This window comes from Temperatibacter marinus (genome assembly GCF_031598375.1).
GTDB lineage: Bacteria > Pseudomonadota > Alphaproteobacteria > Sphingomonadales > Kordiimonadaceae > Temperatibacter > Temperatibacter marinus.
In genome coordinates, this window is sequence record NZ_CP123872.1 from 2,990,223 (window position 1) to 3,003,598 (window position 13,376).

Sequence of the window (13,376 nt, forward strand, 5' to 3'; positions counted from 1 at the left end):
ACCCTCAGAGGCAAGCTTATTTCTAGGAAGCTGCTTTCACCATCTCTTGAAGTTCCTCCCTATATTGTTGGAATAATTTATTCCACTCATCATAAAAGGGAACAACGTCTGGTCGGGCGTTCGGAAACATGGGTATTCTATCATCGCAGCCAAGGCGCGTATAATTCATCCGTTTTGCAAACATCCAAGTCCGTGTACCTGCTGTCGCTCCTATTATACCGGGCGTAATGCCGGGGGAAATGATCAGATCTAAATTAGCCGCAATGGCATAATTCGTTTCAATATCGGCTTTAATATCGAAATCGTCCCAAACATGAATGGTGGCACCTGATTTTTCTTCTAATCTTTGCAGTTCTTCAGAGACATCACCGTATTGAAGGTTGATGAAATTAACCCCCTCAACGCTTAATATAGGTAAGTAATCTTCCTCAACAGCATAACTGACTTTACGGGAGGCTGACATATTCCCAGAACGCCATGCAATTCCAACATTGATTTTGCCAGGCAATTCAGCAAGTCGTTCCTTCCATTTTTCAATTTCAGATTCTGCTGCGCGTAAGTAGCCGCCTTTATAAACAGGCATCGTCTCTAAATTATTCCACATATACCGAGCAGGTTCCGCTATGGGTGTATAACAATCAATCTTGATTTCTCCAGATTTCATCAGTTTATCAATTTCAGGAAAACCCCTATAAATAAATCCTAAATGTTTTTTCGTTCCATAGCTGACGATGGTCGCGTCAGGAAAAGCTCTCTGGAAAAGGCTAACAAGCCTGCGTTCCACCCCTACATAGACTTTCTCTGCCTGTTCAATCAATTGCTTTACTGTCGCACCGTATAAAATCTCATCACCAATCCCTTGTTCTGCGCAAACAAGAATTGTTTTTCCGGCTAAATCCTCACCCTTCCACTCAGGAAGGTTATGCGTATAGATCATCGATTGATTTTTAGTGGCCTTTCGGATATTTGAATTCCGGTATGAATAATATTTCCATCCTTCTTCTAGATATCCTTGGTCCAAAAGCAGATGCGCCAAACCGATATAAGGTTCAATATTAGAAGCTTCTAATTCTACAGCTTTTTTGGCACAGTCTATGGCCTCTTGAACATCATCAGTGGCGATTGACATATTGCTCCAAATCATGCTGAGAGAAGGATCGAGCCGTGCAGCCTCTCTTAAGAAAACCATAGATTTATCGTAGCCATCTCTATATTGGACCTGAATAGCTAACGTATTCCAAAGTAACGCAGAGTCTGGAAACATTTGAATCACTTCTTGCAAAAAGGCAATTGAGTCATCAAATTTCTCCAAATCCCCAAGAGAGGTAGCCAAGTTATTATAAAATAAGACATTATGCGGCGCATATTCAATGCCTAAGCGATGTAATTTTACAGACATATCATGCATCTGCATGTCCATAGCTAAACGACCTAGCACCATGAAGAGATCAGAATCTGGCTTATTCACCTGCAAACATCGCTCTATCACTTCGAACGCAACATTGCGAATTCCCAACTTTACAAGACAATCCGCTATATAGGTCAAATATTCTGTATTTGTAGGATCCAAGTCCCAAACATCCATGAATAAACTAAGAGACTTTTTATAATCATCCTGCTCATAAGCAATCAGGGCGTTCTTAGCTTTAGAGAACCGCTTTTTTAAAGCTTTCATCTCTTTTTTTGACAAATTATTTAAATCAATTTCAGTCATAGGCTTACTTGTATCTGGCATTTTGGGCTCCCTTGTGCAGGTTGCATTAGTCAAACGCCCCATCCTAAATTATTTTATAGGGACGATGGTCTCTGCACTTCTATCTGCAAAAGGCTTGCCATATTAATCAAAGGCTGAACTTATTATGGTTCCATTTATTGCTTTTATCAAAATTATTTTATGCTACACTATAAAAAACAAGCATTTAGCTAGAAAAAGCTATTAAAATACGGGGAGTCTTGTCTATGGCCTTGAAACTTTCTTTAAAGCCAGATGAAAAATTAGTCATAAATGGCGCGGTTGTTGCAAATGGAGAAAGGCGGGCAACTTTGATTGTCCATAATAAAGCGTCAATCTTGCGTGAAAAAGATATCATGCAAGAGGATGAAGTCTCTACACCAGCACGTCGGATCTATTTCCCGGTTATGCTGATGTATATGGATAACAGCGCAACAAATAAATATTATGATGAGTTTGTTCTCAGAATGACAGAATTTATGAGCGCTATTACCACTCCATCCGCGATTGAGTTGTGTGTATCAATAAGCCGAGAAGTAATGGATAGAAATTACTACAAAGCATTGATAAATTGTAAAAAGTTGATGAAGTTCGAGACGGAGAGATTGAACGGGTCAACATAGGAAGCGTAACATGTCATATAATGCCTATCAGAAAGCTCAGCAAAGTACAGAGACCCATGCTGAAGTTGAATATAGACTATTTGCAACAGTGACGAGAGCCCTTATTTCTGTTGAAGAAAAAGAACGCTATGACCCTGAATTTGTTAAAGCTCTAGATTGGAACAGAAGAATGTGGTCTACCCTTTCTTCTGATTGCGGTACAGAAGGCAACAATCTCCCTAAAGAATTGAGAGCCAGTATTATCTCCCTTGCCATATGGGTTTCTAAACATTCTTCTCACGTAGCGCGTGGCAGCGAGAGTATTACAGATCTAATCGCCATCAATAAAACCATCATGGAAGGCTTGCAACTTCAAATCCAGAACAGTAAACCTACCAAGGCCGCAACACCAACCAACTCTGGCTACCAAACATCTCAAAGCCCACAGTCCCAGAACCAAACAGCTAGCGCACAACCGCCTACTTTCAAGTCCACTAGTATTTAATAGGCAATATATACCCTTATGAGGCAATATTTTCCCCATTAACGGCATAATTTACCTACTCGGCACTAGAGAACGGCGCACTTTACCACTTACCCAGCACCCCCACCTTGTCCAACCTCCCTATTTTCTTCTTTATAAACAGTGCATTACGATTTATTGCCCTACATTATGTTAAAACTGGCACAATCAATGCAAATGTCTAGCTGAGGCAAAAAGTGCCTTATGAGCAAAATGCTCATTCGTTTTAGAAGTAAACACTAATCTCAGAATGGAGATATATTATGGGTTTTTCAGTAAACACCAATGCGGGCGCGTTCGCGGCCCTTCAAAACCTTTCCGGTACAAATAAAAAGCTAGAAATGACACAGACACAGATTAATACTGGTCAAAAAGTGTCATCTTCGAAAGACAATGCTGCTATCTTCGCTATCGCTCAGAAATTGCGTAGTGACGTTGCTGGCCTTGGCGCTGTACAAGGATCACTTGACCGTGCTCTTTCTACAATTGACGTTGCGATTGCTGCTGGTGAAGCAGTATCTGACCTACTGATTGAAATGAAAGAGAAAGCTGTATCTGCGAAAGACACTGGTCTGGACAGTACAAGCCGTGCATCTTTGAACGATGACTTTACTCAGCTACGTGATCAGATTACATCGATTGTTAGTAACGCTGAATTTAACGGTACAAACGCCGTGAAAAATGGTGGTGACGAGATCGTTGCGATTACAGATGACACAGGCTCATCTGCTATTACAATTGCTGCAGAGGATTTCTCTCTTGCCGGCTCTAAAGTAAATATCGCTGCAACTGACACAATTTCTACTCAGACAAAAGCGTCTTCAGCTGTAACCAAGCTTGAATCTTCTATTACAGATGTGAACACAGCCCTTTCTAAATTGGGTGCGGGTTCAAACCGTCTGTCTCTACAGAAAGATTTCACAACCAAGCTCTCTGATGCGATCGAAGTTGGTATCGGTAACCTTGTGGATGCTGATATGGCTAAGACCTCTGCGAACTTGCAGTCATTGCAGGTGAAGCAGCAGTTGGGTCTTCAGGCTCTATCTATTGCAAACCAGGCTCCAGGAACAGTCTTGTCACTCTTCCGTTAATCGGTTCTCAATCTTCAAAAAGTTCGAAGGGCCCTTGGGCCCTTCTTTTTTTATAGACCTGCCTAAAGAGCAAGGTATCCGAATCTTAACATCAAGGCCTAAAAAGCGCTTTATAACCATTCTAAAACATCATGAGAATGCCCGTCAAAAGCTGCAGAAAACATAGACTTATCAGTTTTTTTTAAAAAAATTGAAAAAAGGGCTTGATGGGAAAAAAATATTCGCTATAAACCCTCTCACACGGCGCAACGCGCTGCACTGATCCGCCTTAGCTCAGTTGGTAGAGCAAATGACTGTTAATCATTGGGTCGCTGGTTCGAGCCCAGCAGGCGGAGCCAATAAAGTAAAGGCCTTAGCTTTAACGAGCTAGGGCCTTTTTCTTTTGCTCAGTCATGAAATCGATCTTAAGACGCCCCCCCCTCTCCTCATACTTTAGTTCACACTTATTTCACATCGTTTGATTTAGAAAGGATGTGAAGGAGACAAATGATGACAACTCAGACCTCAATAACAATAAAACAATCGCTGATAGATTTAGCTTCAGTGGTTTGCGTTCTTGTCCTTATTAAACAGAGCCTCTTGCCTTACTCAATCGTTTGGGCGGGTCCAGTTTCTACCTTGAGCGCCATGATTGTTGCAACATTTTGTCTTTACCGCCGCGGGCATACATGGGCAACCCTCGGGTTCAAATTACCCGAAAGTTGGCCGACAACACTCAAGTGGACGGTAGCCGTGATCGCCTTAATAATTGGCACTTCTGCAATTGGAGGGTCCATCGCAGATCTTTTCTTCGAAAAACTCTCTAGAGAAAATCGTTTTGGTAACCTTGCAGGGGAGTGGGGAAAGTTTGCCTTTTATTTTTTCCTTATTTGGACTCATTCGGCCTTCTTTGAAGAATTACTATTCCGAGCTTTCCTTATTAATCGACTAGAACTATCTCTTCCGCTTGGCAAATGGGCTGCCCCTGTTGCCGTTCTTATCGCAGCGATCTTTTTTGGCTATCGTCATTATTACTACCAAGGCTTAAACGGCGCCCTCACCACGGGGCTAATCGGTCTGAGCCTTGGGTTTTATTATATTCGACGAGGCCGTTTCGATATGTGGCCACTTATCATCGCTCATGGATGTATCAATACATTGGGCTTTTTACTCAGAACTTTAGACATCGAGGACTAAGGCAGGACTATAGACTGACAGCGATTGGGCCTTACTTTGTTTCGGAGAAAGGCCCAATGCTCTTATTGTCCCTCGTGGTAAGTCTTAATGAAAGCATTTAACAACCTAATGCCATATCCTCTTGATCCAGGTGAAGCCTTTGTGGGCGTCGCTTTATCTGCATAGGCGATCCCGGCAATATCAAGATGAGCCCACGGTGTTGTTTCGCGAACAAAAGTACCTAGAAAAGCTGCCCCAGCACTCGCACCTGGTGCTGTCGGACCTGAGTTCATTACATCAGCAACATTATTCTGAATCGCCCTAAAATGATTGTCATTCAAGGGGAGCCGCCACAGCCCGTCTCCACTGGTCTTGCTTAGCTTCAATAGTTGATGAGCCAGTGAATCATGCCGCGAGAAAAGAGCAGCATAATCACCCCCCAGCGCACGACGGGCAGACCCAGTAAGAGTTGCTAGATTAATAAGGACCACAGGATCATAAACCGTATCCGCATAATAAAGGCCATCGGCTAGCACAAGACGCCCTTCAGCATCAGTGGATCTAATTTGAATGGTTTTACCTGACATCGATTTTACGACATCTCCAGGACGCTGCGCTTTACCACTCGGCATATTTTCTGCGAGCGCAGCAATCCCAACAACATTCACTTCTGCTCCGCGGGCAGCAAGCGCATAAAGCGTGCCCATGGTGCTGGCTGCCCCTGACATGTCAAATTTCATATTCCACATATTTGGAGGATTTTTCAGGCTAAGACCGCCAGTATCAAAAGTGATGCCTTTACCTGCGATAACAACAGGTTTGCTTCCTTTTTTGCCCCCGGCATACTCAACAATCATCATCCGTGGTGGTCGGTGACTGCCCTGCCCTACCCCGTAGATGGCGCCCATTTGTTTCTCGAGCATTTCTTTTTCATCAATCACTTTGATACTGATGTTCTCAAGCCCATCAAAATATTCTGTCCATCGATCAACAAAAGACTGTGGATAAATCACATTTGCTGGCTCATTAGAGATATCACGTGCCAACCAAATACCGTTGGCGACAGGATCTATTTCTGTGTTGTAAAAAGCCTGAGCCTCTTCATCCTGAGAGGAGATAATTGTCACTTTTTCTTGTGATAAATTTCGATCCTCTTCTGTGAAATATCGATCAAAATAGTAACTGCCCAATTTTACACCCAAAGCAAATTGAGCCACAGACTCTACTGGTAAATCTGTAGCGATTTCAATATCAACCCCAAAGGACTTTATAGCCTTCTGAACCGCATTCCCGCCTATATGTTGATATCTTAAATCTGAGTGTTTTTTCTTTACACTCCCAAGCCCCATTAAAAGAATTTGTTCAACTCCCGAACCTTTGGGCGCAGGGATAAGAAGGGTTTCCATAGCCTCCCCATTAAAACCACTCACTTGAATTGCATAAGACAAAGAACCACGGGATTTACGGTCGATAATTTTACCAAACTTTCCTAAAACTCTATTTTCGTATACGCCGAGTACAAGTGAGGTTTGAGAGCTTATTTTGTCCTCAAAGACTATTTTGGTTTGTGCTTGCCCTCCATTTTCAAAGATGAAAATAGCAAAGACAGCAATAAGTAAAAATTTAACGACCCTCATAAAGACCTCCAATTGTTTTCATACTCATAAAATATTCTTATGACTAGCAAATACAAGTTAAGAATAATTCATATCGTTATGGGAGAGATTTTCGCATATTGATGAAAGATAGTATGAAACTAAAAATTTTCTCCAAAGATCATGAATTTGGCTAAAATTCTTCTTGTATTTGACACATTTTGGTCTAAAGCTCTATTCAATTCAAAAAGCCTGTACCTTGCAGAATACCAGTATTTTGCAGGAGAAAAGGCTTTTTAAAATATTTGTAAATTTCTAGACGAAAGACTAAGGGGATATCCTATGCGTCGTACATTCATTAGCCTGCTCACAGCTTCATGTCTTGTGAGCCCTGTCGTTCTTGCGGATGATAAAGAAAATTTTTATGTAGGTGGAAGCATTAACTGGCTTCTCGACAATACAAACCACTACGGCCTTACCGGCGGCGAAAAGCTCAGCTATACAGAATCAGATAATGGTTTAGATTTCAGTGTTTTTGCCGGACAGCGCTTCAACAAAATTAAAGCAGAACTTGAATATTTTCATATTAGTCACGGTACAGACTTAATTCGCCTAAAGGGCCCTGCTATTGCTGCTGCGTTTAATGGCCTTGCGGTTGGGAACAACACAATCACAGGCGATGCTACCACAAATGCGTTGATGGTGAATGTTTGGTATGAACTGGCGGAAAGTGGGTCTTTATCTTTTGACGTGGGCGCAGGTTTTGGTGTTGCGAAAACAAACTTAAATACTCTTGGCACATCTGCTGGGATATTTGCTGACAGCGCTGACTGGACGACAGCATACCAAATGCTTGCTAAAGTAAATTATGACCTGTCAGACTCAGTCGATATGTTTGTCGGCTATCGATATCATAAAACAAATTCATCCGATCAAGTCAGTTCTAATAATACGAGTTTTCTAGCAAAAGCGACAAACCATTATTTAATGGCTGGCTTAACTTATAACTTTGGCATGAAGACAAAGAAAACAGTTGCAGAGCCTGTTGTTGCTCCGACGCCAGCGCCTGAGCCAAAGCCTGTTGTAGAAAAAGTTGTAACCAAGCCTGTTGCAGCAAAGCCTTTGCCCAAACCTGCCCTTCCAGCGACGAAAGAGTTTATTGTATTCTTTGATTTTGATCAGGCAACCATTACAGAAACTGCTGCTGCTATTTTAAGAGAAGCAAAGTTGGCTTTCGAAAAATATGAATTTGTTTCGATCAAAACAACCGGCCATACAGATTCACGAGGCAGCAATGCATACAATAATCGCCTCGCCTTAAAAAGAGTTCGCGCCGTCCAAGCTGCTCTTGTCGAGATGGGTATTCAATCGAATGATATAGAAATAGATGCCAAAGGCGAAGCAGACCTGTTAGTCAATACAGGCGATAATGTTCGGGAAGCTCAAAACCGCCGTGTGGAGATTACATTGAAGAGATAATAATTACTTTATTACTCTTACTCATTAAAAGGCCAGAGTTATTGCTCTGGTCTTTTTTTATGATTGTTACTTTTGGCCGAACAGCATAGCGTGTGCAGGTTGTTCACAGAGCTGTTTCGGAATTTTATAATGCACTGGCAAAACCGTGATCACAGGTAAGGGGTCCTTCATAGAAAGAGCCATTTCGCCAGCAACTTTCATTTTTCCGCAAAAGTCTGATTGCCGCACACTCTCAAGCGAGACTTTATTTGCAATGGATGTCAGATATGCTGTCACGGATAACTTCTCATCGCGTTGGAGGTAAGTGGATAATATCCGCTCGCTTTCCTGCAGTTCTAGTCTATTATTTTTTACAAAATCATTATAGATCTGTGGCAATACGCCCCCATAACCTCTCCGACACTGTAACGCAGCAACCATCATTTGAGTTTGTATAAACCTTTTCTGGTCGGCCTTCATTTCGGTCTCAGTAATACACTGAGCCAGTGCACCAGTTGAAATGCTTATAATTCCTGAGAAAAGAAACAAAATAGCTCTAGTATTTTCCATGATAGCCTCCTGAACACTCACTAATTTTCATGGCTATTTTGCGGTCCATTTTGAGGAAGTAAATGAATTGGTAAAATGTATAAAAATGCTTTAATTACAATATATTAAAATCTAGATAAAATTCTAATTTCCTTCTCTGAATCCATTACACTCTTTCCTTTTATCCCGCTTTCCTTTAGGGTGTGTCCCAGTCAAAAAAATCTATGGGAGGGTTTCATGCTTAAAGCATGGTTTGATACAGCATTATGGAAAAGAGTATTACTTGCTCTAATACTCGGCGTTATCGCAGGCAGCCTTTGGGGCGAAGGAGCCACAGCCATTAGTTGGCTTGGTGATATGTTCATCCGGCTTATTCGCATGGTCATCGTTCCCCTTGTCTTCTTAACACTTGTTTCTGGTGTAATTGCCATGGGCGACCCAAAACGTTTAGGGTCAATTGGCATTAAGACAATTATGCTTTACATGGGCACGACCGCAGTCGCCATTGTCATAGGGCTTGTCCTTGCCACACTCATTCAACCTGGTGTTGGAGTTGACCTTGCTGCAGCTGGGACTGAGAGCAAAGCGCTTGTTCGTCAAGCAATGACCTTAGATGGTTTCATAGAAATGCTCATTCCTAAAAATCCTGTGAAGGCTATGGTTGACGCTAAAATGCTGCAAATCATTTTCTTCGGGGTGATGTTCGGTGCAGCATTGATGATGACAAAAGAAGACGGCAAACCTGTTGCGAATGTGATTGAAGCTGGCTCAGAAGTGATGCTCAAGATGACCCATATGGTTATGGAAATGGCACCGTTTGGGGTTTTTGCCCTTATCGCAACAACAGCGGGAACACAAGGCGCCAGTGCTTTACTTGATGTCGTGCCGCTTGTTGTCACTGTCGTTGGTGGCTGTATCATCCATGTGCTTGTTACGCACGGGATCATCATGAAATTTTTGCTGGGCTTGCCACCTGTTCGTTTCTTCAAAGATATCATCGAGCCTCAGCTCGTGGCTTTTTCAACATCCTCAAGCTCTGCTACTTTGCCAGTCACTATGGCAACAGCGGAAGATAACCTTGGTATTAAAGCGCCAGTTGCATCGTCTGTATTGCCGTTAGGCTCTACAATTAATATGGACGGCACGGGGATTTATGTCGGGGCTGTTGCAATCTTTGCCGCACAAGCACTCGGCATTGATCTCTCCTTGATAGATTATTTGTTAATAGCAGCCTCGACAACTCTTGTGTCTATTGGGACAGCTGCAGTGCCTTCGGCCAGTCTTTTCCTTTTAACTGCTGTCTTGAGTGTTATCGGCGTTTCTGGGGAACAAACAGCCATCATCGTTGGCTTCCTCTTCGCTTTTGATCGGCCTCTGGATATGTGCAGAACTGTTGTGAATGTCACCGGAGATCTTTCCGTTGCGACGGCGGTTGCTAAATGGGAAGATGAAATTGACGAGGATGTCTTTAGGGACGACCCAAAAGTCTAACATAAACAGTGATAAAAAGCCGAGTATGCCTCGGCTTTTTCTTTGCACAACTCTTAAAAGAGATCCTTCTTTAGAGATTCGAGGCGAGGCGAATAGTTAGGTCTACACTTTCATCCAGCCCTAGCTTTTCACTTTTTCTAACAGCCGCTTTGATGGGAAGAATATAACTGTCAGTCTCTTTTGAGGGAAATATCGATGTTGACCACTGGGTCTCCCCAATCTGCACGTCCACTTTAACGGATCCAAAGCCTCTTCTACTAGGTTGAAACATTTTGACTTGATCTGCATTTTCTTTAGGCAGGGTAACAAAATGCCAACTGGCCTTTTCTGCTGTCCAAAGCCATATGCGCGCTGTAAAGGTAAACTCAAGGTCAAACATATTCTATCCTTCCACAAATAGGGCTGTTCAAGATATCCCACTTTTGCTATAGCATCGACGATAATATCAAGAGGTAAACTATGTCTAATAAAAAAGCCATTGTCCTGCTGTCTGGCGGTTTAGACAGCGCCACCGTCGCTGCAATTGCAAAAGCAGAAGGTTATGATGTCTATGCCCTGTCCTTTAGTTACGGCCAGCGTCATAGTGTCGAGTTAACAGCAGCCAGTCGAGTGAAAGATCAACTGGGTCTTATAGAGAGACGCACTGCGAATGTTGACTTGCGAACTTTTGGTGGCAGCGCACTCACAGATAATATTGACGTGCCTAAGGATCGTGATGAAGACACGATGGATAGTGATATTCCTGTGACATATGTGCCAGCACGGAACACCATATTTTTATCTTTCGCGCTTGCATATGCAGAAGTGATTGGTTGCAAAGACATCTGGATAGGGGTAAATGCACTTGATTATTCTGGTTATCCAGATTGCAGACCAGAATATATTGCAGCCTTTCAGGCGATGGCAAATCTGGCCACGAAGGCAGGCGTTACCGAAGATGATAAAATGTCCATCAGGACCCCCCTACTCAATTTAACAAAGGCAGAGATTATTAAAGCAGGCATAGAACTTGGTGTTGATTATAGCCTGACAATTAGTTGCTATGATCCAGACCCATCTGGGGCAGCCTGTGGGCACTGTGATAGCTGTTATTTGCGTAAAAAAGGGTTTGATGAAGCGGGTGTCGTTGATCCTACACGCTATCGTGAGACTGGCGATTAATGAAAACATATTCTGCGAAAGAGATTTTTTATACCCTGCAGGGGGAAGGCGCCAACGCTGGACGTGCCGCTGTCTTTTGTAGGTTTTCTGGCTGTAACCTGTGGTCTGGCTTAGAAAAGGATCGAGCGTCTGCTGTTTGCCAATTTTGTGATACTGATTTTGTTGGCGTGGACGGCTTAGGCGGAGGAAAGTTTAAATCAGCAGAAGCTATGGCTGAGGCGATCGACGGCTATTGGCCGCAAACTAGTTCTGGGACGAAACTGGTTGTCTGCACCGGTGGAGAACCTCTGCTTCAACTTGATAAAAACCTCATAGAATGCCTACATGAAAAAGGGTTTGAAATCGCAGTAGAAACAAATGGGACAATCAAAGCCCCTGAAGGCATCGATTGGCTGTGTGTGAGCCCGAAAGCAAATAGCGAGATAGTCCAAACATCAGGTCATGAGCTTAAACTGGTCTTTCCGCAGGAGGAAAACACACCAGAAGACTTCTTAGATTTTAAGTTTGATCACTTCTTCTTGCAACCCAAAGACGATTTAAACCAAGCCCATAATATTCAAGCGACAATTGACTATATACACCGTCACCCTCAGTGGCGTCTCAGCCTTCAAACTCATAAAATCACAGGTATCAGGTAAGTGAAGGCCGCCTTCATAAGAAAAGCCATCGTCTTGATCCTCTGCATGCTCGCCGTAGGATATATTTCTATTGCCATACAGTCGCCTCACTCCATCGAAACACTTGTCTCAAGGGGGTATCTCTTTTTGGTGGGAGTCTTTGCAGCCACCATTGCAAACTCCACAGGAATGGGCGGAGGTGTTGTCTTTTTACCCGCCTTTGAATTTATAAGAGATACGGGGCTTGCGATCACTGCAGCGCAAATTATTGGTATGAGTTTCGTTATCCAATCTTTTGGTATGACTGTTGGTTCCTCTCGATGGCTTTATAAAGCCTATTCGAACAAAGAACCTGTTACTGGTGTGGCTGAGAAAGATTTCTGGAAAATCATAGGTTGGGTCTTACTTTTTGCAGCACCAAGTCTGTTACTTACACAATACGCACTTGTCTTTGACAAAGATTTTCTACTCTTCCTCTTCAAAGGCTTCTCTATTGCACTTGGGCTTAAGCTTCTTATGGCCACCTGGGTCAATTCAGCTGACAACGACCGGCGTGACCATCTTCATGCTGTCGATTATCAAATACTTGCGATCGCAGGCATAACAGGAGGGATCGCTACGGCGCTTTTCTCAGTTGGTGTTGGAGAGCTTGTGGCCCTCTACCTCTTTATTCGAAATTACCCCCTAGTGACCTGCGCTGCCACTGCCGTGATTTTATCGTCTCTTACAATCCTGATCGGTTTACCTTGGCATCTGATGAATACAGATCTTCCGTGGGATTTATTAACTGTGGTAATTCCTGGTGCAATATTAGGGGGCTATTTTGCTAGAGCCTTTGCTTATTGGCTTGGCAATAAACGGCTTAAAATATTTGCCGCCCTATGGATCATAGGATCGAGCAGCTTTCTTCTTTTTAGATAACAGTTCAGACTATCCCCGTCCTCTATAGGTAGGAACAGCTTGTTCTGGCACCCATACACCCTCTGGGGCAGCGCCGGTCTGATAGAAAACATCAATTGGAATACCGCCCCTCGGATACCAGTAGCCTGCAAATCTAAGCCATTTAGGTGCCATCTCTTTCACAAGGCGTTCCCCAATGCCAACTGTACAATCTTCGTGGAAGGCTTGATGATTTCTAAAGGATTGAAAGAACAATTTAAGAGATTTGCTCTCCACAAGAGTTTCCCCAGGAATATAGTCCAGAACGAGATGCGCAAAATCTGGCTGACCGGTTACGGGGCAGAGGCTTGTAAATTCGGGGCAGGTAAAACGAACGACATAGTCGCTGTCAGGACGTGGATTTTTTACATATTCAAGAATTGCTTCTTCAGGTGTTTGGGCAGCCCCCCCTGTTTTACCAAGTTGTTCCAATTCACCGTATATAGAGTTAGCCATTGTCAGT

General features: G+C 43.1%; 14 protein-coding genes and 1 tRNA gene. 10 read left to right on the forward strand and 5 right to left on the reverse strand.

The window, feature by feature from the left end; all coding sequences use genetic code 11:
• Positions 1-22 precede the first annotated feature (22 nt).
• A complete protein-coding gene (locus QGN29_RS13545; RefSeq protein WP_310798407.1) occupies positions 23-1,735 on the reverse strand; it encodes a tetratricopeptide repeat protein in 1,713 nt (570 codons plus the stop codon).
• A gap of 224 nt (positions 1,736-1,959) precedes the next feature.
• On the opposite strand from QGN29_RS13545, the gene flbT reads away from it, so the two are divergent.
• The 5 genes from flbT to QGN29_RS13570 all read left to right on the forward strand — a co-directional run bounded on the left by flbT (position 1,960) and on the right by QGN29_RS13570 (position 5,124).
• Complete coding sequence (gene flbT, locus QGN29_RS13550) at positions 1,960-2,355, forward strand: flagellar biosynthesis repressor FlbT (RefSeq protein ID WP_310798408.1); 396 nt, start codon at positions 1,960-1,962, stop codon at positions 2,353-2,355.
• Between the two features lie 10 nt (positions 2,356-2,365).
• Complete coding sequence (gene flaF, locus QGN29_RS13555; RefSeq protein WP_310798409.1) at positions 2,366-2,839, forward strand: flagellar biosynthesis regulator FlaF; 474 nt, start codon at positions 2,366-2,368, stop codon at positions 2,837-2,839.
• A 281-nt stretch (positions 2,840-3,120) separates the two neighbouring features.
• Entirely contained in the window at positions 3,121-3,948 is an 828-nt protein-coding gene (locus QGN29_RS13560; protein ID WP_310798410.1) for a flagellin, read from the forward strand.
• Positions 3,949-4,210: 262 nt separating this feature from the next.
• A tRNA-Asn gene (locus QGN29_RS13565) sits at positions 4,211-4,286 on the forward strand.
• 151 nt (positions 4,287-4,437) lie between these two features.
• The gene (locus tag QGN29_RS13570) at positions 4,438-5,124 is read left to right on the forward strand and encodes a CPBP family intramembrane glutamic endopeptidase (protein ID WP_310798411.1); all 687 of its coding nucleotides are present in this window, start codon (positions 4,438-4,440) and stop codon (positions 5,122-5,124) included.
• Positions 5,125-5,186: 62 nt separating this feature from the next.
• Here QGN29_RS13570 and QGN29_RS13575 read toward each other — a convergent pair whose 3' ends face one another.
• Entirely contained in the window at positions 5,187-6,740 is a 1,554-nt protein-coding gene (locus QGN29_RS13575) for a leucyl aminopeptidase (protein WP_310798412.1), read from the reverse strand.
• 300 nt (positions 6,741-7,040) lie between these two features.
• Here QGN29_RS13575 and QGN29_RS13580 point away from each other — a divergent pair, with 300 nt between their 5' ends.
• Positions 7,041-8,177, forward strand: coding sequence for an OmpA family protein (locus QGN29_RS13580; protein ID WP_310798413.1), 1,137 nt, complete (start codon positions 7,041-7,043; stop codon positions 8,175-8,177).
• Between the two features lie 66 nt (positions 8,178-8,243).
• Here the strand turns inward: QGN29_RS13580 and QGN29_RS13585 are convergent, their stop codons facing one another.
• Positions 8,244-8,726: a hypothetical protein gene (locus tag QGN29_RS13585; RefSeq protein WP_310798414.1), complete on the reverse strand. Its 483-nt coding sequence runs from the start codon at positions 8,724-8,726 to the stop codon at positions 8,244-8,246.
• A 216-nt stretch (positions 8,727-8,942) separates the two neighbouring features.
• Between QGN29_RS13585 and QGN29_RS13590 the strand changes: the two genes are divergently transcribed.
• Complete coding sequence (locus QGN29_RS13590; RefSeq protein WP_310798415.1) at positions 8,943-10,196, forward strand: dicarboxylate/amino acid:cation symporter; 1,254 nt, start codon at positions 8,943-8,945, stop codon at positions 10,194-10,196.
• 70 nt (positions 10,197-10,266) lie between these two features.
• On the opposite strand, the gene QGN29_RS13595 is transcribed toward QGN29_RS13590, so the two are convergent.
• Positions 10,267-10,575: a DUF1905 domain-containing protein gene (locus tag QGN29_RS13595; protein ID WP_310798416.1), complete on the reverse strand. Its 309-nt coding sequence runs from the start codon at positions 10,573-10,575 to the stop codon at positions 10,267-10,269.
• An 80-nt stretch (positions 10,576-10,655) separates the two neighbouring features.
• Between QGN29_RS13595 and queC the strand changes: the two genes are divergently transcribed.
• The 3 genes from queC to QGN29_RS13610 are packed head-to-tail and all read left to right on the forward strand — an operon-like array spanning position 10,656 to position 12,895.
• Entirely contained in the window at positions 10,656-11,357 is a 702-nt protein-coding gene (queC, locus tag QGN29_RS13600) for a 7-cyano-7-deazaguanine synthase QueC (protein WP_310798417.1), read from the forward strand.
• A complete protein-coding gene (gene queE, locus QGN29_RS13605) occupies positions 11,357-11,995 on the forward strand; it encodes a 7-carboxy-7-deazaguanine synthase (protein ID WP_310798418.1) in 639 nt (212 codons plus the stop codon). The genes queC and queE overlap by 1 nt, the downstream gene beginning before the upstream one ends.
• Positions 11,996-12,895, forward strand: coding sequence for a sulfite exporter TauE/SafE family protein (locus tag QGN29_RS13610; RefSeq protein WP_310798419.1), 900 nt, complete (start codon positions 11,996-11,998; stop codon positions 12,893-12,895).
• Positions 12,896-12,904: 9 nt separating this feature from the next.
• On the opposite strand, the gene queF is transcribed toward QGN29_RS13610, so the two are convergent.
• Positions 12,905-13,369 (reverse strand): preQ(1) synthase, encoded by a 465-nt coding sequence (gene queF / locus QGN29_RS13615; protein WP_310798420.1) that lies wholly within the window; start codon positions 13,367-13,369, stop codon positions 12,905-12,907.
• Positions 13,370-13,376 lie beyond the last annotated feature (7 nt).

Excerpts from the sequence above, each read along its gene's own strand:
- QGN29_RS13580 (WP_310798413.1), top strand. The coding sequence starts at position 7,041 with ATGCGTCGTACATTCATTAGCCTGCTCACAGCTTCATGTCTTGTGAGC.
- QGN29_RS13570 (WP_310798411.1), top strand. The coding sequence starts at position 4,438 with ATGACAACTCAGACCTCAATAACAATAAAACAATCGCTGATAGATTTA.
- QGN29_RS13585 (WP_310798414.1), bottom strand. The coding sequence starts at position 8,726 with ATGGAAAATACTAGAGCTATTTTGTTTCTTTTCTCAGGAATTATAAGC.
- queC (WP_310798417.1), top strand. The coding sequence starts at position 10,656 with ATGTCTAATAAAAAAGCCATTGTCCTGCTGTCTGGCGGTTTAGACAGC.
- flbT (WP_310798408.1), top strand. The coding sequence starts at position 1,960 with ATGGCCTTGAAACTTTCTTTAAAGCCAGATGAAAAATTAGTCATAAAT.
- QGN29_RS13590 (WP_310798415.1), top strand. The coding sequence starts at position 8,943 with ATGCTTAAAGCATGGTTTGATACAGCATTATGGAAAAGAGTATTACTT.
- queF (WP_310798420.1), bottom strand. The coding sequence starts at position 13,369 with ATGGCTAACTCTATATACGGTGAATTGGAACAACTTGGTAAAACAGGG.
- QGN29_RS13560 (WP_310798410.1), top strand. The coding sequence starts at position 3,121 with ATGGGTTTTTCAGTAAACACCAATGCGGGCGCGTTCGCGGCCCTTCAA.
- QGN29_RS13545 (WP_310798407.1), bottom strand. The coding sequence starts at position 1,735 with ATGCCAGATACAAGTAAGCCTATGACTGAAATTGATTTAAATAATTTG.
- QGN29_RS13575 (WP_310798412.1), bottom strand. The coding sequence starts at position 6,740 with ATGAGGGTCGTTAAATTTTTACTTATTGCTGTCTTTGCTATTTTCATC.
- QGN29_RS13595 (WP_310798416.1), bottom strand. The coding sequence starts at position 10,575 with ATGTTTGACCTTGAGTTTACCTTTACAGCGCGCATATGGCTTTGGACA.
- flaF (WP_310798409.1), top strand. The coding sequence starts at position 2,366 with ATGTCATATAATGCCTATCAGAAAGCTCAGCAAAGTACAGAGACCCAT.
- queE (WP_310798418.1), top strand. The coding sequence starts at position 11,357 with ATGAAAACATATTCTGCGAAAGAGATTTTTTATACCCTGCAGGGGGAA.